The sequence below is a fragment of the Novosphingobium rosa NBRC 15208 genome, from assembly GCF_001598555.1.
Lineage (GTDB): Bacteria > Pseudomonadota > Alphaproteobacteria > Sphingomonadales > Sphingomonadaceae > Novosphingobium > Novosphingobium rosa.
The window spans coordinates 1-26475 of record NZ_BCZE01000007.1 but is presented as its reverse complement, the minus strand read 5'-3'; the positions used below and the strand labels follow the sequence as shown (position 1 = coordinate 26475).

The 26475-nt window shown below is 66.2% G+C and carries 20 protein-coding genes and 1 tRNA gene; 12 read left to right on the top strand and 9 right to left on the bottom strand.

Annotated elements, in window-relative coordinates; translation table 11 throughout:
- Window positions 1–182: 182 nt before the first annotated feature.
- Together SR3_RS03050 and SR3_RS03045 are read right to left on the bottom strand one after the other, a co-directional pair.
- The gene (locus SR3_RS03050) at window positions 183–1064 is read right to left on the bottom strand and encodes an SPFH domain-containing protein (RefSeq protein ID WP_218018753.1); all 882 of its coding nucleotides are present in this window, start codon (window positions 1062–1064) and stop codon (window positions 183–185) included.
- A 225-nt stretch (window positions 1065–1289) separates the two neighbouring features.
- Window positions 1290–2501, bottom strand: coding sequence for an SPOR domain-containing protein (locus SR3_RS03045; protein WP_068080543.1), 1212 nt, complete (start codon window positions 2499–2501; stop codon window positions 1290–1292).
- 230 nt (window positions 2502–2731) lie between these two features.
- Between SR3_RS03045 and SR3_RS03040 the strand changes: the two genes are divergently transcribed.
- Window positions 2732–4153, top strand: a complete 1422-nt coding sequence (locus SR3_RS03040) for an SPOR domain-containing protein (RefSeq protein WP_068080541.1) — start codon at window positions 2732–2734, stop codon at window positions 4151–4153.
- A 120-nt stretch (window positions 4154–4273) separates the two neighbouring features.
- On the opposite strand, the gene SR3_RS03035 is transcribed toward SR3_RS03040, so the two are convergent.
- A complete protein-coding gene (locus SR3_RS03035) occupies window positions 4274–5503 on the bottom strand; it encodes a dihydroorotase (RefSeq protein ID WP_068080539.1) in 1230 nt (409 codons plus the stop codon).
- On the bottom strand, window positions 5500–6531 hold the full coding sequence (locus tag SR3_RS03030; RefSeq protein WP_068080537.1) for an aspartate carbamoyltransferase catalytic subunit: 1032 nt from the start codon (window positions 6529–6531) through the stop codon (window positions 5500–5502). The genes SR3_RS03035 and SR3_RS03030 overlap by 4 nt, the downstream gene beginning before the upstream one ends.
- Before the next feature lie 159 nt (window positions 6532–6690).
- Here SR3_RS03030 and sppA point away from each other — a divergent pair, with 159 nt between their 5' ends.
- The 5 genes from sppA to clpX all read left to right on the top strand — a co-directional run bounded on the left by sppA (window position 6691) and on the right by clpX (window position 12799).
- The gene (gene sppA, locus SR3_RS03025) at window positions 6691–8643 is read left to right on the top strand and encodes a signal peptide peptidase SppA (protein WP_068080535.1); all 1953 of its coding nucleotides are present in this window, start codon (window positions 6691–6693) and stop codon (window positions 8641–8643) included.
- A 118-nt stretch (window positions 8644–8761) separates the two neighbouring features.
- Window positions 8762–8846, top strand: a tRNA-Leu gene (locus tag SR3_RS03020).
- A 64-nt stretch (window positions 8847–8910) separates the two neighbouring features.
- Complete coding sequence (gene tig / locus SR3_RS03015; protein ID WP_068080533.1) at window positions 8911–10485, top strand: trigger factor; 1575 nt, start codon at window positions 8911–8913, stop codon at window positions 10483–10485.
- 259 nt (window positions 10486–10744) lie between these two features.
- A complete protein-coding gene (gene clpP / locus SR3_RS03010) occupies window positions 10745–11419 on the top strand; it encodes an ATP-dependent Clp endopeptidase proteolytic subunit ClpP (protein ID WP_068080532.1) in 675 nt (224 codons plus the stop codon).
- Between the two features lie 120 nt (window positions 11420–11539).
- A complete protein-coding gene (gene clpX / locus SR3_RS03005; RefSeq protein ID WP_068080529.1) occupies window positions 11540–12799 on the top strand; it encodes an ATP-dependent Clp protease ATP-binding subunit ClpX in 1260 nt (419 codons plus the stop codon).
- A 327-nt stretch (window positions 12800–13126) separates the two neighbouring features.
- On the opposite strand, the gene SR3_RS03000 is transcribed toward clpX, so the two are convergent.
- Both SR3_RS03000 and SR3_RS02995 read right to left on the bottom strand, forming a co-directional pair.
- Window positions 13127–14572, bottom strand: coding sequence for an aldehyde dehydrogenase family protein (locus tag SR3_RS03000; RefSeq protein ID WP_245653747.1), 1446 nt, complete (start codon window positions 14570–14572; stop codon window positions 13127–13129).
- A 311-nt stretch (window positions 14573–14883) separates the two neighbouring features.
- The gene (locus SR3_RS02995) at window positions 14884–16266 is read right to left on the bottom strand and encodes a protein adenylyltransferase SelO family protein (protein WP_068080678.1); all 1383 of its coding nucleotides are present in this window, start codon (window positions 16264–16266) and stop codon (window positions 14884–14886) included.
- A gap of 93 nt (window positions 16267–16359) precedes the next feature.
- Here SR3_RS02995 and SR3_RS02990 point away from each other — a divergent pair, with 93 nt between their 5' ends.
- The 5 genes from SR3_RS02990 to SR3_RS02970 all read left to right on the top strand — a co-directional run bounded on the left by SR3_RS02990 (window position 16360) and on the right by SR3_RS02970 (window position 22401).
- Window positions 16360–17259: an alpha/beta fold hydrolase gene (locus SR3_RS02990; protein ID WP_068080527.1), complete on the top strand. Its 900-nt coding sequence runs from the start codon at window positions 16360–16362 to the stop codon at window positions 17257–17259.
- 5 nt (window positions 17260–17264) lie between these two features.
- On the top strand, window positions 17265–18398 hold the full coding sequence (locus SR3_RS02985) for a glycosyltransferase (RefSeq protein WP_068080525.1): 1134 nt from the start codon (window positions 17265–17267) through the stop codon (window positions 18396–18398).
- Between the two features lie 176 nt (window positions 18399–18574).
- Window positions 18575–19603, top strand: coding sequence for a tetratricopeptide repeat protein (locus SR3_RS02980; RefSeq protein ID WP_245653746.1), 1029 nt, complete (start codon window positions 18575–18577; stop codon window positions 19601–19603).
- A gap of 29 nt (window positions 19604–19632) precedes the next feature.
- Window positions 19633–21045, top strand: a complete 1413-nt coding sequence (locus SR3_RS02975) for an outer membrane protein assembly factor BamB family protein (RefSeq protein ID WP_068080523.1) — start codon at window positions 19633–19635, stop codon at window positions 21043–21045.
- Window positions 21046–21087: 42 nt separating this feature from the next.
- Window positions 21088–22401: a methyltransferase family protein gene (locus tag SR3_RS02970; protein WP_068080521.1), complete on the top strand. Its 1314-nt coding sequence runs from the start codon at window positions 21088–21090 to the stop codon at window positions 22399–22401.
- Here the strand turns inward: SR3_RS02970 and SR3_RS02965 are convergent, their stop codons facing one another.
- The 3 genes from SR3_RS02965 to SR3_RS02955 form a co-directional block, all read right to left on the bottom strand.
- Entirely contained in the window at window positions 22402–23166 is a 765-nt protein-coding gene (locus tag SR3_RS02965) for a hypothetical protein (protein WP_068080519.1), read from the bottom strand.
- A gap of 5 nt (window positions 23167–23171) precedes the next feature.
- Window positions 23172–24545 (bottom strand): glutamate--cysteine ligase, encoded by a 1374-nt coding sequence (locus tag SR3_RS02960; protein ID WP_068080517.1) that lies wholly within the window; start codon window positions 24543–24545, stop codon window positions 23172–23174.
- Between the two features lie 119 nt (window positions 24546–24664).
- Window positions 24665–25435 carry a 16S rRNA (uracil(1498)-N(3))-methyltransferase gene (locus SR3_RS02955; protein WP_068080515.1) on the bottom strand — a complete coding sequence of 257 codons (771 nt, stop codon included), beginning with the start codon at window positions 25433–25435 and terminating at the stop codon, window positions 24665–24667.
- Between the two features lie 79 nt (window positions 25436–25514).
- Here SR3_RS02955 and ubiA point away from each other — a divergent pair, with 79 nt between their 5' ends.
- Window positions 25515–26447 (top strand): 4-hydroxybenzoate octaprenyltransferase, encoded by a 933-nt coding sequence (gene ubiA / locus SR3_RS02950; RefSeq protein WP_068080513.1) that lies wholly within the window; start codon window positions 25515–25517, stop codon window positions 26445–26447.
- The last annotated feature ends 28 nt before the right edge of the window (window positions 26448–26475 follow it).

The following is a 26475-nucleotide window of genomic DNA, read 5'->3' as shown; positions in this document are numbered from 1 at the left end:
TTGTGGCGCCCGGGCTCTCCAGCTGTGGCGCCGCAGGCAGTGATCCTTTGAACGACAGGCGATGTGAGCGATTGATGCCTGCGGCGCGGCAAGCTGAGCGCAAGGCCGAACCTTTGACGCAACGCGGACAGTAACGGGAGCGCGAGGGGATAATCCCCTCGCATTTCACCTTCCTGCAATTCTTACTTCTGAACGCCTTCCGCCGCGATCATCGACTCCATGATCTGATCCGAGATCGCCTGCACCGCGCCGGGCGTATGCGAGACAAACAGCGTGTTGGCCTTGCCCGTCTCACCGATGGATTTCAGCGTGTCGAAATATTGCGTCACCAGCACCATCTGCATGGCGTCGCGCGCGGTGGCTTCGCCCAGAGCCTTCTGGAAGCCCTCGATGGAGGTGCTGAGCCCCTCGATGATGGCCTTGCGCTGGTTGGCGATGCCCTGACCCTGCAGCGCCTTGCTCTCGGCTTCCGCCTCGGCCTTTTTGACCACCAGAATCTTCTCGGCCTCGCCGCGCGCATTGGCGGCCACCTGCTCGCGCTGGGCGGCGTTGATGTCGTTCATCGCCGATTTGACCTTGGCGTCGGGCACGATGTCGGTGACCAGCACGTTGACGATCTCATAGCCGAAGGCGGCCATGTCGGTGTCGAGTTCCTTCTTCACCGCCAGCGCGATGCTCGACTGGTTGGCGAAGACCTCGTCGAGCGACATGCCCGGCACATGGCCCAGCACCACCTGCTCGACATAGGCCTGAATCTGGGCGTTGGGGTCCGAGAGGCTGTAATAGGCCTCGAACACGCGCTCGGGCCGCACGCGGGCCTGCACGGAGATCGGGATGCTGATGAAGACGTTGTCGCGCGTCTTGGTTTCCATGGTGAGGGCGATCTGCTCGACACGCAGGCTGACGCGGCCCTGCACCTTGTCGATGAAGGGCACCTTCCAGCCCAGGCCGGGACCGGCGCTGCGCAGGAACTGGCCAAAACGGGTGACGATGGCGACTTCGGCGGTCTGCACCGTGTAGAAACTGCCAAGCGCGGTGATGACCGCGAAGATGAGCAGCAGCATGCCAAACGTCGATAGGACCGTACCCATGTCTTGAGCCTCTCACCTTGTGAAAACGACAGCATTCCATCGCCCTCACCATAGGGCCGAACGATGAAACGATCCACGCAAAGCCTGAGGCACGGCAAGCCTGACACAAGGCCGAATCCAAAGCGCCAGAGCTGATCATTCACGGGAGTGCGAGGGCGTAAGGCCCTCGCACTCCCGTTTTTTTAAAATTGCAGGACTTCAATTCTGGGCCGGAATGCAGGTGATCCCGGCGGCCACCAGCTTGCGGCAGGCAGCCTTGGCGCTTTCTTCCGAGTAACCGCCGGCCATCAGACGGGTCACCTTGCCGGTGGGCACGTTTTGGCGGGGATGCCCGGCGACTTCGGGCAGGCGGCTGGCCTTGGCCCATTGCGCATCGACATTGGCGGGCACGCCGAAGGCGCCGAGCTGGATCTTCCAGTTCCCGCTGACAGGCACCGGCTTGGCGGGAGCGGGCTTGGCCGGGGCAGGCTTCGGCGCGTCGGGCACGGGTTTGGTCGCCGCAGTCTTGGGTGCGGGCGGGGTATGGGTCGCAGCCGGGTTTGGCGTCTCGCTGGGCGCAGTCGGCCTGGGCGCGGGCTTGGGCGTCGGTTTGTCCTTGGGCGGCGACGGCGCCTTGACGACTGGCGCGGGCGAAGGCGCGGCGGCATGCGGCGTCTCGACGGGAGCCGGGGCAGGGGCGCTGGCTCCGGCGGGCGGCGGGGTCACCGTATTGCCCAGATCGTTGCTGGCGAACTGGCGCTGGCGGTTGGCCTCGATCTGGGTGCTCAGTTCGCTGGCGAGGGACGCGCCGCGCTGGCGGTCTTCCATGGAGATGAACTTGTCCATCTGCGCCAGCGCCGCGCGGGCCTGCGGCAGCGGAGGCTGGCCGTCGACGGGCTGATTGGCGATGGTTTCCAGCGCATAGGCGCGCACCCAGTCCTTGGGGACGTTCTCGCCGTTGAAATGGGCGATGCCCAGCAGATAGAGCGCGCCCTTCTCGCCACGGTCGGCGGCGGCCTGCAGATAGGGCATGGCCTGCGCGTGCTGGCCGCGCTGGAACAGCAGCAGGCCGTAATTGTCGGCGGCCTGCGTGTGGCCCTTGGCGGCGGCCTTGGCGAAGAGGACTTCGGCGCGGGTCAGATCCTGAGGGACGCCCTTGCCCCATTTGTAGGCCTGGCCCAGGTTGAACTGGGCATCGGGATCGCCCTTGTCAGCGTCGGCCTGCCATTCGTGGATGGCGGCGGCATATTCGCGCTGGGCGGCCACCTTGTTGCCGGCGGCGCTGGCGGCTTCGGCGCGGCTCCAGGCGTCGACACCGGCCTTGGCGTCGGCCTGGGCGGTCTGGGCCAGCAGGCCGCAGGCGGCCAGCGCGCCCAGCAGGGCGGCGCTTTTCAGGGCCGACGCGTTGCGGCGCGCATGGATGCGAATCATCTTGGTTCCCTTCCGTGTGGCCAGCGATCACGCTCGGCCATGTTCGGCCTCTGCGCATAAGCAAATGTGGTAAACAAAAACTTGTTACAGTCCTTGTGTTCATGCGGATTTCGGGGCGCTTTCGAGGATGCCCTAGTGCCTTTTAAGGGTTCGTTAGGAACGATCTGCAATCTTTGCGCCTGAAAAATGCCTGCGTCCGGCTGACACGCCGATGCCTTGGGGAAAGACCGATGCTGTCCACGCCTGCTCACAACCGCCGTTTCGCGCTGCTTCGCGGCCTGCCTCTGGGCGGGGCGCTGGCTCTGGCCCTGCTGGGGGGGGCTCAGACGATGGCCGAGGGCGCCGCGCCTGCGGGGGCTTCGGTCCAGACCATAGCCGCCGGCGAATCGGCGCTGCGCAAGGCCCCGCGCGATGCGGCCACCCGCGCCGCCCTTGGCCGCGCCTATCTGCGCGGCGGACGGTTCGAATCGGCGGTGACGGTGCTGAGCGACGCGGTGGTGCTGGGCGACAACTCGCCGCGCACCACATTGAGTCTCGCTCTGGCACAGACGGCGCTGGGGCATAACCGCGAGGCGCTGGCCCTGCTGCAGACGGTGCAGGGCACGCTGCCCGCCGCCGATTACGGTCTGGCGCTGGCGTTGGCTGGCGACTCGGCAGGCGGCGTGAATGTGCTGGCCAATGCGGCGCAGGCTGGCGACGCCAGTGAAAAGCTGCGCCAGAATCTGGCCTATGCCTATGCACTCGATGGCCGCTGGGCCGAGGCGCGCAATGTCGCCGCGATGGACCTTTCGCCCGACAAGCTGGATGAGCGCCTGACGCAATGGGCCGCCACCGCGCGCCCCGATGCCACCCGCCAGCGCGTTGCCGCGCTGCTGGGCGCGCCGGTGGTGGGTGACGCTGGCCTGCCGACGGCTCTGGCGCTGCGTGATGAGGCGCCCGCTGCGCAACTGGCTGCCAAGGCGCCTGCCGCTGCGCCGGTGGCTCAGCCTGTGGCCGAGAAGGAATTGCCTGCCATGGCGACGGCGGCTGTCAGCGCGCCGGTGGTTCCGGTGCGTGCTGCTTCTGCTCCCACGGTCGTTTCGACGCCGGTGGTGGAGCCGGTTCGTGATGCGGCTCCCGAAGCCGCGCCTGCCCAGCCTTCGGGCCGGGCGGCGATGGGCGGCGTGATGGCATGGTCCGAAGTTCCCGCGACTCCGGCGGCTCAGCCTGCTGCTCGCGTGGTGCCGACGCGTGTCGCTTATGAAGCACCTGCGCCGAAGCCCCGTGCGGTGAAGGCGAAGGTTCAGCCCGCCAGGCTGCGGGTGGCCAAGGCCGATGCCAAGGCCGATGTGGTGCGTTCGTCCACGGGCTCGCATCTGGTTCAGCTTGGGGCCTTCAGCAATGAAGCCAATGCCGAGAAGGCGCGCAAGATGGCGCTGGCGCGCGGTGATATGCGTGCCCATGAGGTCACCATCACCAAGGCCACCGTCAATGGCCGCGAGTTCTGGCGCGTGGCCGCGCTGGGCTTCGACTCGGGTTCGGCGCAGGGCGCCTGTGGCCGCGTGAAGAAGTCGGGCGGGGTGTGCATGGCCATGTCGGGCAAGAGCGTGTCGGCGAACGGGCCTGCTCTGGCTCTGGCCAATGCGCCTGCGGCTCCGGGCCACAAGCGCTAAGCATCACAGATTTCGTCAAAGGAAAGGGCGCCTTCCCAGCGAAGGCGCCCTTTCTTGCGTTCAGAGCATCGTGCGAAAAGGTGGAAACCGGCTTTTCGCATCAAACGATGCGACAACAATCTAGTCGACCCGCGCGCCGCCCTTGAACAGGCCCAGCACGCGGCCTTGCACGGGCTGGCGGTCAAAAGGCGTGTTGCCCGCCGCCGCCGCCATCTTGTTCGAATCGACAATCCACGGCTTGTCGGCATCGATCAGCGCGATGTCCGCCTGAGCGCCCACCGCCAGCACGCCCGCATCCACGCCCAGCAGGCGCGCCGGGTTGGTGGCCAGCAGCTCGAAGGCGCGGGCCATATCGATCACGCCGTCGCGCACCAGAGTCATGGTCAGCGGCAGCAGGGTTTCCGCGCCGGCCATGCCGGGTTCGGCATCGGCGAAGGGCAGGCGCTTGTCTTCGGGGCCGCGCGGATCGTGGCCGGAGGCGATCACGTCGATCGTGCCGTCGCCGATGGCGGCGATCACGGCCTTGCGGTCATCCTCCTGACGCAGCGGCGGCGAAAGGCGGCAGAAGGTACGGAAATCGGCCAGAGCTGTGTCCGACAGCATGAAATGCGCCGGGGTGACGCCCGCCGTGATGCGCAGACCCTTCGCCTTGGCCGCACGCACCAGATCGAGCGCGGCTTTCGTGGTGATCTGGCGGAAGTGCAGCGCGGCGCCCGCCATTTCGGCCAGGGCAATATCGCGGGCGACGGCGACGGCCTCGGCCTCACGCGGGGCGCTGGGCAGGCCGAGGCGGGTGGCCATCTCGCCTGCGGTGGCGACCGCGCCGCCGGTGATCCCGGCATCCTCGGCATGGGTGATGACCGTCATGCCCAGCATCGCGGCATAGCGCAGCAGGCGCAGCATCACGCCCGAGTCGCCGATCCACGCGCGGCCCGTGGCCACGGCCTTGGCCCCGGCATCGCGCATCATGGCGACCTCGGCCAGTTCCTTGCCTTCAAGCCCGCGTGTGGCGGCGGCGAGGGGATGGACCCACAGGTCCGGCTTGCCGCTCTGCGCGGCGTAGCGGGTGTTCGACGGGCGGTCGATCACCGGGCTCTGGTCGGGCATCAGCGCGGCGCGGGTGATGCCGCCGAAATGGAAGGCGGGCTTGTCGATGGCGAAGACGCCCAGATCGACCAGACCGGGCGTGACCAGCGCGCCCTTGGCATCAACCACGGTATCACCCATTTCGGCCGCAACATCGCCCAGGGCGACAATGCGGTCATCGACGGCGCGCAGGGTGCCCTTGAACGGCGCTTGGCCCGGCGTGACCAGCAGGCCGTTCACGATGGTGAGGGGAGCGTGCTTCATGCCCAGCCCTCCATGCCGCGTGCGCGTCTTGTCAGGATCTCCAGCGCGGCCATGCGGACGGCGACGCCCATCTCGACCTGACGGGTGATGAGGCTGCGCTCGGGCAGATCGGCCACGGTCGAGTCGATCTCGATGCCGCGGTTCATCGGGCCGGGGTGCATCACCACGGCGTCGGGATGGGCCCTAGCGAGGCGCGCGGGGCTGAGCCCGTAAAGGTGGCGGTATTCGCGGGGCGAGGGGATGAACTGGCCGGTCATGCGTTCGTTCTGCAGGCGCAGCATCATCACCACTTCCGCGCCCTCAAGCGCCTTGTCGAAATCATGATAAGGGGTGACGCGCATCTGCTCGATCCCCTCCGGCATCAGGGCGGGGGGGGCGCAGACGCGCACATCGGCACCCAGCGCCGTGAGCGACAGAATGTTCGAGCGCGCCACGCGGCTGTGCAGGATGTCGCCGCAGATCACCACTTTCAGGCCCACGAAACCCTCGCCGCCGGTGAAGTTGAGCGACTGGCGGATGGTCAGCGCATCGAGCAGCGCCTGTGTGGGGTGTTCGTGCTGGCCATCGCCCGCATTCAGCACCGGGCAGTCCACCTTGTCGGCGATCAGCCGCACCGCGCCCGAGGAAGCATGACGGATCACGATGGCGTCGGCCCGCATGGCGTTGAGTGTCATCGCCGTATCGATCAGCGTCTCGCCCTTTTTCACGCTGCTGGTGGCGGCATGCATGTTCACCACATCGGCGCCGAGGCGCTTGCCCGCGATTTCGAAGCTGAGCAGCGTGCGCGTCGAGTTCTCGAAGAAGGCGTTGATGATGGTGAGGCCGCGCAGCGCCTCGACCCGCTTGGTGGGCTGGCGGTTCAGCTCGACCCAGCGTTCCGCCTCATCGAGCAGGAACAGGATCTCATGCGGCGCAAGGCCGGCGATGCCGAGCAATCCGCGATGAGGAAAAGCGAGCGAGCCCGCAGGGAAGCGCGACGCCTGCCCGGCGCTGGACGCCGGCAGGGGAGGGAGCTGAAAGGATGTCATCGAAGACGATGCCCTAGAGCGCAGAGGCCTTCCACTCAAGCCCGTTTGCCCCTTTCTCCACTTGTGTTTAAGGGGAGGGGCTCTTGCAGCACGGAACAAGCGGCTCCACCTTGGGTTTTCGCTCTGCTGCATCATCATGGAATAAGGACGGAAAACGGCATGATCTTCGCGCGCAAGGTTTGGAACCTGCTGGTCGCGATCAAGGACGCGCTGGTGCTGGTGATGGCGCTGCTGTTCTTCTTCCTGCTGTTTGCCGCGCTGACGGCGCGCGGGCCTTCGCCTCAGGTGCGCAAGGGTGCCCTGCTGATCAAGCTGGACGGCGCGGTGGTGGAGGAACTGCCCCGCCTCGATCCGGCCACCATGCTGACCGGCGGCGGTGGCGCCGAGAAGGTGGTGCGCGAGCGTGATGTGGTGCGCGCGCTGAAGGGCGCCGTGGCGGATGACAAGATCCGCGCCGTCGCCATCGATATGTCGGGCTTTTCAGGCGGCGGTCTGGTCCATCTGGAGGAGATCGGCGCGGCGATGGACGCCGTGAAGGCCGCGAAAAAGCCGGTGCTGGTCTATGGCATGATGCTGGACGACGCCGGCATGCTGATGGCCGCCCATGGCAGCGAGGTGTGGCTCGATCCGCTGGGCGGGGCCTTTGTTCCGGGGCCGGGGGGCTATCGTCCCTACTTTGGCCCGCTGCTTGAGAAGCTGATGATCAATGTCCATGTCTTCCGCGTGGGCACCTATAAGGATTTCGTCGAACCCTACATCCGCAATGGCATGTCCGATCCGTCGCGCGAGTCCAACAAGGCCCTGATCGGCTCGATCTGGAGCGAGTGGCAGGCCAATGTCGCCAAGGCGCGGCCGCAGGCGGACATCGCTGGCGTGGTGAAGGATCCGCTGGGCCTGCTCAAGGCGGCGGGCGGCGATGCGGCTCAGGCGGCGCTGAAGGCGAAGCTGGTTGACCGCATCGGCAACCGCACCGATTTCGGCCAGCGCGTCGCCGATGTGGCGGGCGATGATCGCAACGACAAGCGCCCGGGCGCCTTTGCCCATACCTCGCTGGACACCTGGGTGGCGGCGAACCCGGAAAGCACCAAAGGCAAGGCCATCGGCGTCATCACCATCGCGGGTGACATCACCGACGGCAAGGAAGGCCCCGGCACGGCAGGCGGCGCGCGCATTGCCGCGCTGATCGATTCGGCGCAGCAGCGCAAATTGTCGGCGCTGGTGGTACGTGTCGATTCCCCCGGCGGCTCGGTGGTGGGCGCCGAGGCGATCCGCGCGGCCATCGAGCGGCAGAAGAAGCTGGGCCTGCCCATCGTGGTCTCCATGGCCAATTACGCGGCAAGCGGCGGCTATTGGGTTTCCACGCCCGCGACGCGCATCTTCGCCCAGCCCGGCACGATCACCGGCTCGATCGGCATTTTCGCCGTGGTGCCCAGCTTCGAGAAGGCGTTGTCCCATTGGGGCGTGACGGGTGACGGCGTGCGCACCACGCCGCTGTCCGGCCAACCCGATCTGGTCACCGGCCTGACGCCCGAGGTGGAAGCCCTGCTTCAGGCCGATATCGAGGGTGGCTATGGCCGCTTCATCAAGCTGGTGGCCAATTCGCGCCATAAGACGCCTGAAGAGGTCGACGCCATCGCGCAGGGCCGCGTCTGGGATGGCGGCACGGCGCGTCAGAAGGGGCTGGTCGATGCGTTCGGCGGGCTGGACGATGCCTTGGCCTATGCCGCCGATCAGGCCAAGCTGAAGGATGGCGAATGGCACCCCGAATTCCTGCAGCAGAAGCCTTCCGCTCTGGTCCAGCTGGCGCAGAGCCTGCGCGGTAATGATGACGACAGCAGCGGCAATCAGGCCGGCAGCGACGATGATGGCCATGCGCTTTCCGGCGATCTAAGTGGTTTGATCGCGGCGCGTCAGCAAATGGGGCTGGCCCGGATGGTGGCTCAGGCCAGGATGCTGATGGGCGCACAGGGTGCTCAGGCGCGCTGTGTGGAATGCTCGGTGGTGATGGGCGCGGGTGTGGCGCCGCAGGGTGGCCTGCCGGGTCAGTCGGGCTGGAGCGCCTTCACGCTGATGCGGCTGGCGCAATGGGTGGGCATCGCGCCGCACCCCTGATGGACCTGCGCGGAGCGGGGTTTTCACCGCTTCCGCGCTTTTCGCGCGCATGCTCTTGCCCTTTTGGCGCGAGTACACTAGGGCGCACCCCTTGAATTTTCGCGGCTTCGTGTGTCAAGCGGGCGTGGCGGAATTGGTAGACGCGCTGGTTTTAGGTACCAGTATCGAAAGATGTGGGGGTTCGAGTCCCTTCGCCCGCACCAATTTCCGCCCCGGGCCAAGGGCAGGGCACACGGCGCCATCTCGCTTTGGGAAGGCTTTCAAATCATGCAGATCGTCGAAACCACGAACGAAGGCCTCAAGCGCGGCTTTACGGTCACCATCCCCGCCGCGCTGATCGCCGAGAAGGTCGATGGCGAGATCGCTCGCGTCGCCCCGCAGGTGCAGCTGCCCGGCTTCCGCCCCGGCAAGGTGCCCGCGAATCTGGTGCGCAAGCGCTTTGGCGACCAGATCCACCAGGACGCCCTGCAGGGCACCATCCGCGAGGCGCTGGACAAGGTCATCATCGACCAGCAGCTGCGCCCCGCCACCCAGCCCGACGTGGCGCTGACCGAAGGCTATGAGCTGGGCAAGGATGCCGAGCTGACCGTCGCTCTCGAAGTGCTGCCCACCATCTCGGCCCCGGACCTGACCGGTCTGAAGCTGGAAAAGCTGGTCGTGCCCGTCAAGGACGAGGCTGTGGACGAGGCCGTGCAGCGCGTGGCCAGCAGTGCCAAGCGTTTCGAGGACGCCGAAGAGGGCAAGGTTGCCGCCGAAGGCGACCAGCTGACCATCGACTTCCTGGGCAAGCTGGACGGCGTGCCTTTCGATGGCGGTCAGGCTGAAGATGCCGCGCTGGAAATCGGCGCTGGCCGTTTCATCCCCGGTTTCGAAGAGCAGCTCGTCGGCGCCAAGGTCGGTGACGAGAAGGTCATCACCGTGACCTTCCCCGAGGACTATCCCGCCGAGAACCTGAAGGGCAAGGAAACCACCTTCGACATCAAGGTCAAGGGCATCAAGGTTGCCGCCGAAACCGTCATCGACGACGAGTTCGCCAAGAGCTTGGGCCTGACCGATCTGGAGCAGCTCAAGGGCCTGCTCAAGGGCCAGCTGGAGGGCGAGACCGCCCAGCTGACCCGCACCCAGATGAAGCGCCAGCTGCTCGACATCCTGGCCGAGGGCCATGATTTCGACGTTCCCCCCACCATGGTGGAGGCCGAATTTAACCAGATCTGGCAGCAGCTGACGCAGGAAGCCGGCAACGAGGAAGATCCCGCCGCCGCTCTGGCCGAGATCGAGGCCGAGAAGGACGACTATCGCGGTATCGCTGTGCGCCGCGTGCGCCTGGGCCTGCTGCTGAGCGAGATCGGCCAGAAGAACGGCGTCGAGGTGTCCCAGCAGGAAATGCAGATGCTGGTGCAGCAGGCCGCGCAGCAGTACCGCCCCGAGGACCGTCAGCGCTTCGCCGAATACATCCAGAGCGAGCCGCTGGCTGCCGCTCAGCTGCGCGCCCCGCTGTATGAAGAGAAGGTCGTGGACTTCCTCTTCGAGCAGGCCGAGGTGACCGAGCGCGAAGTGACCAAGGAAGAGCTGCAGGCGGCCATCGAGGCTGACGAAGGCGAGGCCGGTCACGTGCACGGCCCCGACTGCGGCCATGACCACGCCGAAGCCAAGCCCGCCAAGAAGACGGCGAAGAAGGCTGAAGCCGCTGCCGACGCCGACGTGACCGAGGAAGCGCCGAAGAAGAAGGCCGCGCCCAAGAAGAAGGCCGAAGCGGCTGAAGCCGCCGAGGGCGAGGCTGCCGCCGAGGCCGCCCCCAAGAAGAAGGCTGCCCCCAAGAAGAAGGCCGCCGAGGAGAACTAAGTTTCTCACGCGGTGGCCCGAAAGGGCACATGGACAGGCCCGGCGCGAGGATCTTTCCCGCGCCGGGCTTTTCCGTTTTCCGCCGGATTGAGGTGCCCCGTCAGCGTGTTGGCGTGCATTCCGCCCCACTCGCCGCAAGCCTTCTTTCGGCCTTCTGCCTTGGGGATATCGCCCTGTGGCACAGATTTCTTGGGTTAATCCCCTTGAACATCGCCCAAAGTCACGCGACATAGGTTGGCCAAGGCAAGAGGAATTTTTGATGATCGACCTGTTCGGACATGGCAGCCACAGCACCCAGGGTCAGTTCACGCGTGACCCGGTTACCGGCAGCCTGATCCCCGTCGTGGTGGAACAGTCGAGCCGCGGTGAGCGCAGCTTCGACATCTATTCGCGCCTGCTGCGCGAGCGAATCATCTTCGTGACCGGCCAGATCGAGGATCACATGGCCAGCGTCATCGTCGCCCAGCTGCTCTTCCTCGAATCGGAGAACCCGACCAAGGACATCAGCATGTACATCAACTCGCCCGGCGGCGTGGTGACGGCGGGCCTGTCGATCTACGACACGATGCAGTACATCAAGCCCAAGGTCTCCACCGTGTGCATCGGCCAGGCCTGCTCGATGGGCAGCTTCCTGCTCGCCGCCGGTGAGCCCGGCATGCGCGTGGCCCTGCCCAATGCGCGCATCATGATCCACCAGCCCAGCGGCGGCGCCCAGGGTATGGCTTCGGACATCGAGATCCAGGCGCGTGAGATCCTGCGCATTCGCAAGCGCATGAACGATCTTTACGTGAAGTTTACCGGTAAGAGCCTTGAAGAGATCGAGGCCGCCATGGACCGTGACACCTTCCTTGAAGCCGATGAGGCGCTCAAGTTCGGTCTGATCGACAAGGTCTTCGAAACCCGCCCGGATGGCGATACCCCCGCGGCCGGTTAAGGAATGATCGGGACCGGTGCTTCATGCACCGGCAAGGCCCGCCCTGATAGACAGCGGCGGGGATGATATGAAAGTCCGGGCCGGGGAGCTGCTCCCCACCCGGATGAAGCAGGAAAGCCTATGACGAAACTGAGCGGATCCGATGCCAAGAGCACCCTCTACTGCAGCTTCTGCGGGAAGAGCCAGCATGAGGTGAGGAAGCTGATCGCTGGCCCCACCGTGTTCATCTGCGATGAATGCGTGGAGTTGTGCAACGACATCATCCGCGAGGAAACCAAGGCCGGCATCGCAGGCAAGAAGGACGGCGGCGTTCCCAGCCCGAAGGACATCTTCGAGACGCTGAACGATTACGTCATCGGCCAGGACCGCGCCAAGCGCGTGCTCTCGGTCGCCGTGCACAACCACTACAAGCGGTTGAAGCACAGCGGCAAGGGCGGCGATGTCGAGCTGTCGAAGTCGAACATCCTGCTCGTGGGCCCCACCGGCTCGGGCAAGACGCTGCTGGCCCAGACGCTGGCCAAGACCTTCGACGTGCCCTTCACCATGGCCGACGCCACCACGCTGACCGAAGCCGGTTACGTGGGTGAGGACGTGGAAAACATCATCCTCAAGCTGCTGCAGGCCAGCGACTACAATGTCGAGAAGGCCCAGCACGGCATCGTCTACATCGACGAGATCGACAAGATCAGCCGCAAGGCCGAGAACCCCTCGATCACGCGCGACGTTTCGGGCGAGGGCGTGCAGCAGGCCCTGCTCAAGCTGATGGAAGGCACCACCGCCAGCGTTCCGCCGCAGGGTGGCCGCAAGCATCCGCAGCAGGAATTCCTGCAGGTGGACACGACCAACATCCTGTTCATCTGCGGCGGCGCCTTCGCGGGCCTCGAAAAGATCATCGCGGATCGCCTGCAGAAGCGCTCGATCGGTTTCGGTGCCCATGTGGCCGACCCCGAGAAGCGCAAGGTCGGCGAACTGCTGCAGAAGGCCGAGCCGGAAGATCTGCTGAAGTTCGGCCTGATCCCCGAATTCGTCGGCCGTTTGCCGGTGATCGCCACGCTGGAGGATCTCGACATCCCCGCGCTGGTGCTGATCCTGCGCGAGCCGAAGAACGCGCTGATCAAGCAGTACGCCAAGCTGTTCGACCTTGAAGACGTCACCCTGACCTTCACCGACGACGCGCTGGAAGCCATCGCCAAGAAGGCCATCGAGCGCAAGACCGGTGCACGCGGCCTGCGCTCGATCGTGGAAGGGCTGCTGCTCGACACCATGTTCGACCTGCCGACCGAAGACGACATCGCCGAGGTCGTGGTCGACAAGGATGTGGTCGAGGGTCGCAAGGAACCCGTTCGCGTGCTGAAGGGCAAGGAAGAAGCAGCGGCTTAAGGCGCTGGTTTCTCGGAACTTGAAAGGGCGGCGGGGCTTCGGCTTCGCCGCCTTTTTCTGTTCAAGAGGTTTGAAGAAGGGGACATGCGAGGGCCATCGCCCTCGCGCTCCCTTTAATGTCTACGTTGGCGCTTCGGGTTCGGCCTTGGCGCAACGTCGCTGCGCCGCAGGCTTTAAAAACGCCAGCATAGCTTATCGATGATTGAAAGCCTGCGGCGCCATGGCTGACGCAGGTGGAGAGACTGGGCACAAGGATCGGGAACCATTGCCATATCGCCGGAAGACATAAAGGGGGTGCAGGGGGCGATGGCCCCCTGCTTTCAACCCTTAAATCCCTTCAACCTCTTCCATCATAAACCCGGCCCCCAGCACGGCCCGAGGCTGCTCCACCTCCGCCGAACTCACCGGGAAAGCGCAACTGTCCGAAGCATAGGCCCCGCCCGGGCGCAGATTGCCCGAGAGCCCCACGCCCCCCATCGGCGCGGCGGGCAGATCGACCGTGGTGGGCCGGTTCCAATGCACCAGCCCGGCGCGGCTCTGGGCCCAGAACTGGCTGTAATGCTCGGGCGTGCCCCCAACCAACGCTGCACAGAGGCCATATTGCGTCTCGTTCGCCACCGCGACGGCCTCGTCGAAATCCTGCACGCGGATCACCTGCAGCAGCGGGCCGAACAGCTCCACATCGGGCCGCTGGGCCATCTCCGTCACATCGATGATGCCGGGGGTGAGGAAGGGCAGATCGGGGTGAGGGCGGGTGGGGTGGCGGATGGGACGCGCGCCGTTGGACATCAGCCAGATAAAGCTCTGAGTCAGCCCGTCGGCGGCGGTCATGTCGCTCAGGGGGCCCATATAGGGCACGGGGTCATCGAAGGGGGCGCCGCAGATCATCAGATCGGCCCAATGCCTGACTGCGGCGAGCAGCGGCTCGGCCAGCTCCTCCTTCACGATCAGACGGCGGGCGCTGGTGTTGCGCTGCCCGCCATGCTGGAAGGCGGACTGCACCACCAGAGCGGCGGCGTCGGCGATCATGGGCGTGTCCCACACCACCAGCGGATTGTTGCCGCCCATTTCCAGTCGCAGCAGCCGGTCGGGGCGGTTGGCGTAGGCCCGCGCGAAGCCCAGCCCCACCGAGGCTGATCCGGCGAAGAGCAGGCCATCAATGCCCTCATGCAGCGCCAGAGCCTGCCCCTGCTCGGCGCCGCCCACGACCAGTTGCAGCACGCCATCGGGCACGCCCATCCGCGCGGCCGCCTGAACGATGGCCTCGCCCACGGCGACGGCCTTGTCGGACGGCTTGAACAGCACGGTGTTGCCCGCGATCAGAGCGGGGAAGATCTGTGTCAGCGGCGTGAGCAGTGGTTGGGCGAAGGGGCTTATCACCCCCAACACCCCATGCGGTTTGTGGCGCGTGGCCACCATGCCATTGCGGCCATTATCCAGCTTGCGTTGCGCGCAACGCTCGGCGTGGGAGCGCACCACGATTTCCACCCGGGCGATGGCGGCGTCGGTCTCGGCATGGGCTTCCCACAGTGGCATGCCGGTTTCGCGGGCCAGCAGATGGACCAGATCGTCTCCCATGCGGCGCAGGTCGCGCGTCAGGCGGCGGCAGAATTCCACGCGGTCGGACTGGGGCAGCATCGCCCAGCGGGGCCACGCGAGGCGCGCGCGCTCCACGCTGCTGTCGATGTCGCTGACAGCGCCTTGCCACAGCACCTCACCCGTCGCCGGTTCCAGCGAGGTGATCTGAGCGGGCGAGACAGAAGCGTGTATCAAGAGACGGCCTTCGTTGAGGTAAAAGTTGTGCGATTGTCCCTTTCTTGCACGCTGCATGGTTATCAGGAGGTTTCCAGAGGGATGAGGGTAAGAGGAAAAGCAGGGCGCGCCCGTGCCCCTTTTACGTCTCCCGACACGGATGGAGCGTCAGGCCGGATCGCAGCGCAAAGGTCGCATACTGCCTGCAGCGCTAAGACGTTTGTTCTGTGGCCGAACCCGATGCGCCACGTAGACATTAACGGGAGCGCGAGGGCGCCGTAGCTTGTCGCTCGCGACAAGCGCTCGCTTGGGGCCCTCGCATTTCTCTCTTCTTACTGATGTCCCACGGTCTTCAAAGGCTCTCCCAAAGCCTCCCCCAACCGAGCGATCGCGGCGGTGTGGTCATGCAAAACCTGCCAATCATCCCCAGCATCGATGGCGGCCCAGATCCGCTCCACCTCATCGATGTGATTCGTGGGCGCGGCATTCTCATGCCACAGCGGATGGTCCAGAGCGCCGGGCACGGCTTCTGGCAGCCCCTCTAGCAAGCGCCCGCCGCGATGGACGTGGAAAAACACATCGGGGCTCAAACCACTGGCGGCCAGAGCCTTGCCGATGACATTCAGCGCGGCGGCATCCTCTTCCGGGCCAACTTCCTGCACCCCCAGACGCCACAGCACGCGCTGGGCGAGGCGGCGCTGGAAGATTGGCTCGAAGCGTTCCAGAGCCGCCACCAGAGGCGCGGTTTCCGCCAGCGGGCGCAGGGCCACGGCCAACTGGCCGCAGTTCCAGCGAATCGCCTCGCCCTGCCGCCCGAAGGCGTAGAGCCCGGCGTGGTCGAAATAGGCAGCGGTGAAGCTGGCGTCCCATGCTGGCAGCCAGCGCCATGGGCCGTAATCGAAGCTTTCGCCGGTGATGTTCATATTGTCGGTGTTGAGCACGCCATGGACGAAGCCGCTCGCCACATAGCTGGCGGCCATATCGGCCAGCCGTTCGACCACCTGATGCAGCAGAATCACGGCGGGGTTTTCGGCATCGGGGACGCCAGCGGGCGCGGCAGGGCCGGGGTATTGCGCCAGCGCGTAATCCACCAGCGCGGCAAGATGCGCATCCTCTTCCAGCGCCATCAAGCGCTGAAAACTGCCGATGCGGATATGCCCGTGCGACAGGCGCACCAGCACGGCGGAGCGAGTCGGGCTGGGCTCGTCCCCGCGATGGAGATGCTCGCCGGTTTCGATCACGGAGAAGGTTTTCGAGGTGTTGGCGCCCAAAGCCTCCAGCATGGTGGTGGCCAGAATCTCGCGCATCGCGCCTTTCAGCGTGAGTCGCCCGTCGCCCTGCCGGCTCCATGGCGTGACGCCCGATCCCTTGGTGCCAAGGTCCATCAGGCGATCGGCAGAATCGCGCATCTGGGCAAACAGGAACCCGCGCCCGTCACCCAGTTCGGGATTGTAATGGCGGAACTGGTGGCCGTGATAGCGCAGCGCCAGCGGTTGGGGCAGGTTGCCTTCAAGCGCTTCGAAACGCCCGAAATGGGCGATCCATGCCTCGTCGCTCAGCCCGGATAGGCCCACTGTGGCGGCATGGGCGTCGTCACGCCAGCGCAGGATATGTTTGGGGAAATTGGCGGGGGGCACCTGGTCCCCCAGCCAATCGGCGACGGTGTTGATCTGTGGATCAGGCCTGTAGGGCGATGCTTGCGGTTCTTGGCGCATGGCCGCATAAGTGGGGGCGTGTCCGGTCCGGCGCAAGCGGGAAAGGGCGAGCGGGTGCCGCACCCTCATGCGGTTTCGTGAAGCACAGGACCGATGACCTCTTTCACCGACCGGCCCAGCGCCGACCAAGCCTATACCGACCGCCACTGGCAAAGTGGCGACGGGCTCTCCCTGCATGTCCGCGATTATGCTGGCCCAGAAGGCGGCATTCCCGTCCTCTGCCTGCCGGGGCTGACGCGCAATGCCCGCGATTTCGAGGGGCTGGCGGCGCGCCTTGCCGGGCGCTGGCGCGTGCTGTGCCCGGATATGCGCGGGCGGGGTGACAGCGCCTACGCCAAGAATTCCGCCACCTACAATCCGCTGCAATATGTGGCCGATGTGAACGCCCTGCTGGAGCAGGAGGGCATCACGCGCTTTATCGCGGTGGGCACGTCGCTGGGCGGCTTGATGACGATGCTGATGGGCATGGTGGAGCCGGGGCGAATCGCCGGCGCGGTGCTCAACGACATCGGCCCGGTGATCGAGCCCGAGGGGCTGGCCCGCATTCGCGATTATGTGGGGCAGGGCGGCACCTTCCCCACCTGGATGCACGCCGCCCGCGCGCTGGAGGAAGACCAGAGCGGGGCCTTCCCCGACTATCAGGCGGCGGACTGGCTGGCGATGGCCAAGCGGGTGATGGTGCTCAACGCCAATGGTCGCATCGTCTATGATTACGACATGAAGATCGCCGAGCCCTTCGAAAAGCCGGGCGGCGAGGCGGGTGTTGATCTGTGGCCGGGGCTGGAGGCGCTGGGTGCGGTGCCGGTGCTGTTTATCCGCGGGGCGCTTTCTGACATTCTCTCGCCCGAAACGCTGGCGCAGATGACCCGCCGCCTGCCCAAGGCCGAGGCCGTCGCCGTGCCCCGCACGGGCCACGCCCCCACGCTGGACGAACCCGAGGCCGCCGAGGCCATCGAGCGCCTGCTGGCCAAAATCGCGACGCCGGTGGCCTGACCTGGATGAGCGGTTTGAAAGTTCTGCATCTCCATTCCAGCTTCGATCCGGGCGGGAAGGAGCTGCGCTGCGTCCAGCTGATGAACGCCTTCGGGCCTGATCTGCATCACAGCGTGGTCTCGGGCGTGCCGGGGGCGATGGGCGCGGCGGCGCGGCTTCAGCCGGGGCTGCATGTCGATCTGGCGCCGGATTTTCCCGCGCTTCAGGGCAAGCCCACGCCGGGACGGCTGATGGCGCTGGCCAAGGCCATGGCGCCCTATGATCTGGTGCTGACCTATAATTTCGGCGCGATGGATGCCGTGCTGGCGCATACGCTGTTCGGCGATGTGCTGCGCCTGCCGCCGCTGGTCCATCACGAGGATGGCTTCAATCAGGATGAGGTCGAGCGGCGCAAGCCCGCGCGCAACTGGTATCGCCGCATCGCGCTGGGCCGGGCCAAGGCGCTGGTGGTCCCCTCGCAGCGGCTGGAGGCGATTGCCGTCACCGAATGGCACCAGCCGCCGGGCAAATTGCGCCGTATCGTCAATGGCATCGACACTGCCGCCTATGGCCGCAAGCCCAAAGCCGATGCCCTGTCGCGCCTGATCAAGCGCCCCGGTGAGATGTGGTTGGGTACGCTGGCGGGCCTGCGTCCGGTGAAGAACCTGCCGCGACTGGTGCGCGCCTTCGCCACTTTGCCTGATAACTGGCATCTGGTGATCCTCGGCGAGGGCCCCGAGCGTGAGGCCATCCGCGCCGAAGCCATGGCGGCCAAACTCGGCCACCGCGTCCATCTGCCCGGCCATGCCGCCGATCCCGCGAAGGTGGTGGGGCTGTTCGATCTCTTCGCCCTCTCGTCCGACAGCGAGCAGTTCCCGATCAGCGTGGTGGAGGCCATGGCGGCGGGTTTGCCGGTGGCGGCCACCGATGTCGGCGATGTGCGGGCGATGGTGTCGCTGGAAAACCAGCCCTGCATCGTGCCCGCCAGTGACGAGGCTTTGGGCGATGCCATCGCCCGGCTCGCTCAGGATGAGGCGCTGCGCAGCCGCATCGGCGCGGCCAATCGCGCGCGGGCGCGGGCCGAATATGATTCCGCCACCATGCTGGAAGCCTATCGCGACACCTACAGCGCGGCGCTGGGGGGCAGGGCTTTTCCCTGAGTGTTCGGCGCCTCTTCAGGCAGCATCGGCTTGAAGAGGCGTGAAAGCCCGAAACGGGCCGGGGGAAACCAAGCATAGACATTGAAAAGCGCGGCCCATCCGCTAAACACCCCCGCTGATGTCCGGCTTTCTTGCCGCCGGACCCTGCGTACCACGTCCAGAGAAAGCGAATTGTCTTGGCCCTGCGTCCCACCACTCCCCCGTCGAGAGCCGATCAGCTGGCCGCGCGCGATGCGGCGCAGACCGATGCCTTCATGCGCGAGGTGGATGAGGCGCTGCGCGAGGACCAGATGAAGTCCGCCTTCAAGCGCTGGGGCCTGCCTGCGGGAATCGCCGTGGTTGCGGCTCTGGGCGCGCTGGGCGGGGGCCTGTGGTGGAACCATCACAAGCAGGCCGAGGCCGAGGAACGCGGCATCGCCATCACCCGTGCCATCGACCAGATCGAGGGCGGCCGCATCGATCTTGCCACCGCCAGCCTCGACGCCATCGCCAAGGGCGATGCGGCGGGCAGCGCCGCGCTGGCCAGGCTGATTCAGGCGGGCATCGCCCTGCAGCAGAACAAGCCCGCCGATGCGGTGAAGCTGTATGACGCGGTCTCTGCCGACACGGCCGCGCCCCAGCCCATGCGCGATCTGGCGACCCTGCGCGGCGTGGCCGCCGGTTTCGACACCATCGGCCCGGACAAGGCGCTGGAGCGCCTGAAGCCGCTGGCCGTGCCCGGCAATCCGTGGTTCGGCCCGGCGGGCGAGCTGGCGGCGCTGGCCTATCTCAAGCTGAACAAGCCCGATCAGGCCGGAACCCTGCTGCGCGAAATCGCCAAGGACAAGGACACGCCCGAGACGCTCAAGGCGCGCACGCGCCAGCTGGCGGGCCTGCTGGGCTTCGACACCATCGACGATATCGCCCGCGCGCCCGAGGAAGCGCCCGCCGCTCCCGGACCTGCGGCTGGCCCTGGTCCTGCGGCTGGTCCCGCGCCGGTTGGCCCCGCACCCGCTGCCGCGCCTGCCGGAGCCGCGCCCGCTGGCGCCGCGCCGCGTGGTGAAGCGTCCGCACGCCATGCTTCCGCGCCCCCGATGGTTGCCGGCCCTGTTGCTGTGTCGCCGCCTGCGCCCGCCAAGCCTGCCAAGGCGACTTTGGCGCCCGGTCTTGCGGCGCCCATCACCGCTGCTCCCGCGCCTGCCGCACCTGCTCCGGCTCAGCCGTGATATCGGATTTGAAAGAGGATTTCCTGCGCATGACGCCTTCCGTTTCCCGCCGCACGCCGATTTCGCTGATGCGCGGCGCCCTTGGTCTGGCGCTGGCCGTGTCGCTGGCGGCATGTGGCCATGCGGGCAAGCATGATGTCAGCTCGGTGTCCGACACCGATGCCTCCAAGCCCGTGAAAAAGAAGAAGCACGGCAAGCGCCCCACGCCCACCAACGGCAATCGCATTCCGATCCTCAGCCGCATCGAATCGGCCAACAAGGTCGACAATGACATCGCCAACATGGCTGTCGTGGTGCCCACCGCCGAGGAAAATGCCGATTGGTCGCAGCCGGGCGGCTCGGCCAACAAGGCTTCGGGCAATCTGGCGCTGGCCAAGGCCCCCAAGGAAGTCTGGACCGCCGAAGTGGCGGGCAGCAATCCGCGCCAGCGTCTGGCCGCCGCGCCGGTCGTTTCGGGCGGGCTGCTGTTCATGTTCGACACCGGCGGTATTCTGCACGCCTTCGACGCCAAGACGGGCGCGGGCAAATGGACCGCCAGCTTCGATGTGGCGGGCATGCTGGGTCAGGCCGTGTTCGGCGGTGGCGCCAGCGTCGATGGCGGGCGCGTCTATGTGACCACGGGCCTTGGCGATGTGGCCGCGCTGGACGCCGCCACCGGCAAGCAGGTCTGGAAGGTGAAGCCTGCGGGCCCGCTGCGCGGCAGCCCCACGGTGGCCTTCGGCACCGTCTTCGTGATGACCCAGAACAACGAGATTCATGCGCTCAACGCCGACGATGGCAGCGAACTGTGGCAGGAAGCCGCCTCGCTGGGCCAGACCGGCGTGTTCGGCGTGGGCGCTCCGGCGGCGGGCCAGGGCTCGGTGGTGGCGGGCTTCTCCACCGGCGAGCTGGTGGCCTACCGCTATGAGAACGGTCGCCAGCTGTGGTCCGACGCCCTGTCGCGCACCTCGCTCTCGACCAGCGTGGGCGTGCTGACCGACATCGATGCCGCGCCGATCATCGACCGTGGCCGCGTCTTCGCGCTGGGTCAGGGCGGGCGCATGGCCTCCTACGATCTGCTCACCGGGCAGCGCGTGTGGGAGCTGAATGTGGCGGGCATTTCCACCCCGGCGATTTCGGGCGACTGGATCTTCACGTTGACCGACGATGACCGCCTGCTGTGCATCGCGCGCAGCAACGGCAAAGTGCGCTGGATCGCCCAGCTGGACCGCTATCACAATGCCGAGAAGAAGGCGGGCGCGATCTTCTGGACCGGCCCGGTGCTGGCGGGCGATCAGCTGTGGGTGGCCAATTCGGAAGGCGCGCTTTTCACCGTTTCGGTGATGGACGGTCTGGCCAAGCGCTATATGAAGTTCAAGACGCCGATCTCGCTGGCCCCTGTGGTCGCCGGATCGACGCTCTATGTGATCGAGGACAGCGGCAAGATCACGGCGCTGAAGTAAGCTTATCTCGCTCTTAACCGTGGCGGCCCTAAGGACGGCGGGATGAGCGAGACAGCACAGCATAAAACCCTTGAGCGCCCGGCCAGCGATGTGTCGGGCGCTGTCGGTTGGGTGGGGCTGGTTGGCCTTGCCTGCTGGGTGCTGATCTGCCGCAACTGGGCGCAGGTGGCCGATCTGCTGAACCTTCCCGGGCCGCGCCTGCCGCTCTCCGGGCCCTATGCCGCGCTGACGGGCGTGCTGGCCTGCGGTCTGCCGATGGTTCTGTGGTCGGTGCTGGTCGACAAGGTGCATCGCCGCGCTTCGACAGGTCTGGACTGGTCCGGCCCGCGCCCCTGGCGCGACGGATTCTCAGCGGCCTGGGTCAAGTTGCTGGGCCTGTGGGCGACATGGGCGATGATCGGCGCCTTCTATGTGCTGGAGCGCTATTACTGGCAGGGCAGCTATCTCTTCGCGATCCAGCTGCTGGGCGCGGCGGTGGTGCCGCTGGCCTTGCTCTCCATCCCCTATGTATTGTGGCTGGAGCGCGTGCTGGTGGAGCGCCATGATGGCGCATGGCACTTCGGCGCCATGCTGCTGGGGCGTGAGGGCTGGGATGGCCCCCATGTGCTGCGCTATCTGCGCAGCTGGGCGGTGAAGGGCTTTTTCACGGCCTTCATGCTCTCGATCCTGCCGGGCAACTTTGCCGATCTGGTGAACTGGCAGGGCTGGCAGGGGCCAGTCGCGCTGACCAACGGCTTGGCGCTGGCGCTCTTCGTGGTGGATGCGCAGATCGGCACTCTGGGCTATCTGCTGACGATGCGACCTCTTGATGCACAGATCCGCAGCGCCAATCCCTTCCTCGACGGCTGGCTGGCGGCGCTGATCTGCTATCCGCCCTTCACGCTGATGGCCGAGGGCGGCCCGCTCGATTACCATCCCGCCACCGCCGACTGGAGTCATTGGCTGGCCGATTATCCCGCGCTGTTGTGGATCTGGGGAGCATGGCTGGTGTTGCTGGTGGCGATCTATGCCTGGGCGACCATGGCGTTCGGTCTGCGTTTCTCCAACCTGACCTATCGCGGCGTGCTGACCCACGGCCCCTACCGCCTGACGCGCCATCCGGCCTATGTCTCGAAAAATCTGTTCTGGTGGTCCTCGACGCTGCCGTTTCTGGCCACCACGCATCAATGGTCTGACACCATTCGCAACACGGTGATTCTGGCGGCGGTCAGCGGTGTCTACTGGTGGCGCGGCGTGACCGAGGCGCGCCATCTGGCGCAGGAAGACCCCAAATACCGCGCCTATTCGGACTGGGCGCAGCGCCATGCGCCGATCACCCGCGCGATAGGCAGGTTCCAGCGCTGGCTGTTCGACTGATTATTCGGCGGAGGATGCTGCCGCTTGGGGCAGCAGCGGGGCATCGGGCCCCGGCGTGCCATCGGGGTTGCGGCAGACCAGCGGCTTGGCGTCATAGAGCGAAAGCAGCTTCTCCACCGCCACCTTCAGCCCTTCGGCGCGGGTGCGGGTGGAGAGCAGCCAGTCGTTGGAATTGACGCTCTGCGACAGCGTGCCGGATTTGCTGGAACTGCCGCTGAACGGCGCGGTGCTGGAATTGTCCTGCTTGGTCGCCCCCACCAGATGCACGCAGCCGCTGGTCTTGCAATAGAAGCGCAGCGCCGCCGTGCCATCATCATGCGGCACGATCGTCAACGAGGGTTGCAGGTCGGCTGGTGACAGGCTGTAGGTCAGCGTGCTGCCGGTCTGATGCGTGTCCGTGCCAAGGAAAGCGGGCTGCTGGCTGGTGATGCTGCTGGTTTCGGTCCAGCGCCAGCCTGTGGCGTCCAGCGCGGCGATCTCGATGCTCCAGTCCAGCGCGCGCGGGTTCTGGGGATCGTTGTTGCCTTCCGTCACCTTGTCCAGCGTGGTCTTGATGATGGTCTGCTGCTGGGTGATCTGATCGGCATTGCCCTGCGTGGCCTGCGTGTTGCGGGTTTCGCAGGCGCGGATCGCTTCTTTGTCGGCCAGCGCGCGGGCCTGCGCCTTCTGCTTGGCCACTTCCTCGGGAGAGGGGCCGAACAGATGGCACGAGGACGGCCCGCAAGCCACCAGCATGAAAGAGGCGAGGATGATGCCTTTGCGCATGGGGATCAGAAGCTCTTCACATCATAGATGCGCGACAGGTCGCCGTTCCATTCGCCATGGTACAGGTCGAGCAGGCGCTGGGCCGGAACCTTGCCGGTGGCGACCACCTCGTCCAGCGGGGCCAGGAAGCCGGTTTCATCGTCGCCGATGGCGTTCTTCTGGGCGCGGGCGCGCAGGCCGCTGCGGGCAATATCCAGCACCTCGCGGGCGATGTCCTTCAGCGTGCCGCCGCCCGGCAGGGGGGCGTCCAGCGCCAGCCTGGGCACGCTGGAACGCAGCGCTTCGCGCCCTTCCATATCCCAGCCCTTGACCAGATCCCAAGCTGCATCCAGCGCCGACTGATCGTAAAGCAGGCCCACCCACAGAGCGGGCAGGGCGCAGATCCGGTCGGTCGGCCCGCCATCGGCGCCGCGCATTTCGAGGAAGCTCTTCAGGCGAACCTCGGGGAAGGCGGTGGAGAGGTGATCGACCCAGTCGCTCTCGCGCGGCAACTCGCCGGGCAGGGCCGAGAGCTTGCCTGCAAGGAAATCGCGGAAGGAAAGGCCCGCCGCATCGATGTATTTCCCATCGCGGAAGACGAAATACATCGGCACATCGAGCATATAGTCGACGTAACGCTCGTAACCGAAGCCGTCCTCGAACACGAAAGGCAGCATGCCGGTGCGCGCCGGATCGGTGTCCGACCAGATATGGCTGCGATAGGAAAGATAGCCGTTGGGCTTGCCCTCAAGGAAGGGCGAATTGGCGAAAAGCGCGGTGGCCAGCGGCTGCAAGGCCAGCGACACGCGGAACTTCTGCACCATATCGGCTTCGCTGCTGTAATCCAGATTGGTCTGGATGGTGCAGGTGCGCAGCATCATGTCCAGCCCCATCGAGCCCACGCGCGGCATATGGCGCAGCATGATCTCGTAGCGGCCCTTGGGCATGATCGGCAGCTCTTCGCGGGTCTTGTCGGGCCAGAGGCCCAAGCCCAGGAAGCCGGTGCCGGTCTTCTCGCCGATGGCTTTCACCTGGCGAACATGGCGCGCGCTTTCGGCGCAGGTCTCGTGCAGATTGACCAGCGGCGCGCCAGACAGCTCCAGCTGCCCCGCAGGCTCAAGGCTGACATTGCCATCCTTGCCCTTCAGCGCAATGATGTTGCCGCCTTCCATGATCGGCTCCCAGCCGAACTGGCCCAGCGCCACCAGCATGTCGCGGATGCCGTCGGGTTCATCATAGGAGGGCGCGCGATGGTCGGCGGTGCGATAGACGAATTTCTCGTGCTCGGTGCCGATGCGCCAGCGCTCACGCGGCTTTTCGCCGCCCGCCATCGGCGCGATCAGCTGCTCGCGCGTGGTGATGAGCGGATCGACGCGATCCGAAACTTCCTTGGTGCTCATGCCTAATTCGTCCACCGCTGAATGCCGGCGAGTGTTAGGGCACAGCCCCCACCCAAGCCAGCGCTAAATGACGGGGTGAACCCCCGCGGCCAGCGCGTTTGAGCATTTGCGGGAGAAAATCAAGAATTTTGTACCGACCAGTCTCCAATTACCCCCATCCATAATGCGGTGGCGGCGATTGTGGCTGTTTCACCACGCAAAATGCGCGGGCCCAGGGTGATGGGATGGGCCTGCGGCAGGGCGCGGATGGCGGCGCGCTCACCCTCGTCGAAGCCGCCCTCGGGGCCGGTCAGCAGGGCGGCAGGGCCTTTGTTGGCGATGAAGGTGGCGGTGGCGGTGGCGCCTCCGGTTTCATCGGCGAAGAACAGGGCGCGGTTTGCATCCCATCCTTTCAGCAGGGCGTCCAGCTTGATAGGCTCAGCCAGCGTGGGCAAAGCGGTGCGGGCGCATTGCTCGGCGGCTTCGGCGAGCAGAGCGCGGGCGCGGTCCAGATTGAGCTTGTCGGCCACGCAGCGGCGGGTCAGCACCGGCTGGATACGCGCCACGCCCAGCTCGCAGGCCTTTTCCAGCACCAGATCGAAGCGGTCCTTCTTGAGCAGCGCCGCACACAGCGTGAAATCGGGCACATCCTCACGCGGACGCAGCAGGATCTCGCAGGTGACGGCCAGATCGCGCTTGCCGACATGCGTGGCGCGCGCCGCCCATTCGCCGGTGGCATCGTCGCACAGGATCACCGCATCGCCCACGGCCATGCGCATCACGCGCGCCAGATAATGCGCCTGCGCGCCCTCGATCACCACCTGCGCATCCATGGCCAACGGCCCGGGCACGAAAAGACGCGGCGCGCTGCGCGGAGGCCAGGCGGGGGTGGCGGGCAGATGGTCAGTCATGCGCCTTCCCTAGCGCTGCCGCCGCCCCAAGACCAGAGCAGGTCTTGTGAGCTAACCAAGGCAGGGATATGCCGCGCAGATGACCCAGCCCATCCAGCCCCAAACCGTGCCCGATAGCGAACATCGCGGCCTGATGGCGATCCTGCCCCCTGTGGCGCGCGATTACGCCGCTCTGGCCCGGCTGGACCGCCCCATCGGCTGGTGGTTGCTGTTCTGGCCCTGCGCCTGGGGCGTGCTGCTGGGCGGCGGCATGCCCTCGCTGATGACCGGACGCTGGGGCCTGCTCGCATGGCTGCTGCTGGGATCGGTGGCGATGCGCGGCGCGGGTTGCGTCTACAACGATATCGTCGATGTCGACATCGACCAGCAGGTCGCCCGCACCCGTGCCCGCCCCATCGCCAGCGGACGCGTCTCCAAGAAAGCCGCATGGATCTGGTTGCTGGCCCTGTGCCTGATCGGCCTCACCGTGCTGCTGCAACTCCACTGGCAGGCGCAGTTGGTGGCACTGGGCTCGCTGGCGCTGGTCGCGGCCTATCCTTTTATGAAGCGCATCACCGGCTGGCCGCAAGCATGGCTGGGGCTGGTCTTCACTTGGGGCGCCCCCGTCGGCTGGGTGGAAGTGATCGGCTTCGAGCGTCTCGATGTCCTCGGTCTGCTCTACCTCGGCTGCTGGGGCTGGTGCGTGGGTTACGACACGATCTACGCCTGCCAGGACCGCGAGGATGACGTACTGGTCGGCATCGGCTCCTCGGCCTTGTCGCTGGGCGGGCGTATCCGCGAGGGCGTGCTGGGCTTCTACGCGGTAGCGTTGATCGGCTGGGGGCTGGCCTTCTGGCGTCTGCGCCCGGACGTGCTGGTGCTGGCGGCGCTGGCCCCGGTGGCGGCGCATCTGTTGTGGCAGGCTCTATCGTTGAACCCCGAGGATGGTGGCGGAGCCTTGGCCCGCTTCCGCTCGAACCGGTTTGCGGGGTTGTTGATGGCTTTGGCCTGTTGGGTGGTTGGGAACGCCTGAAGAAGATTGCAGGGAAAATGCGAGGGCC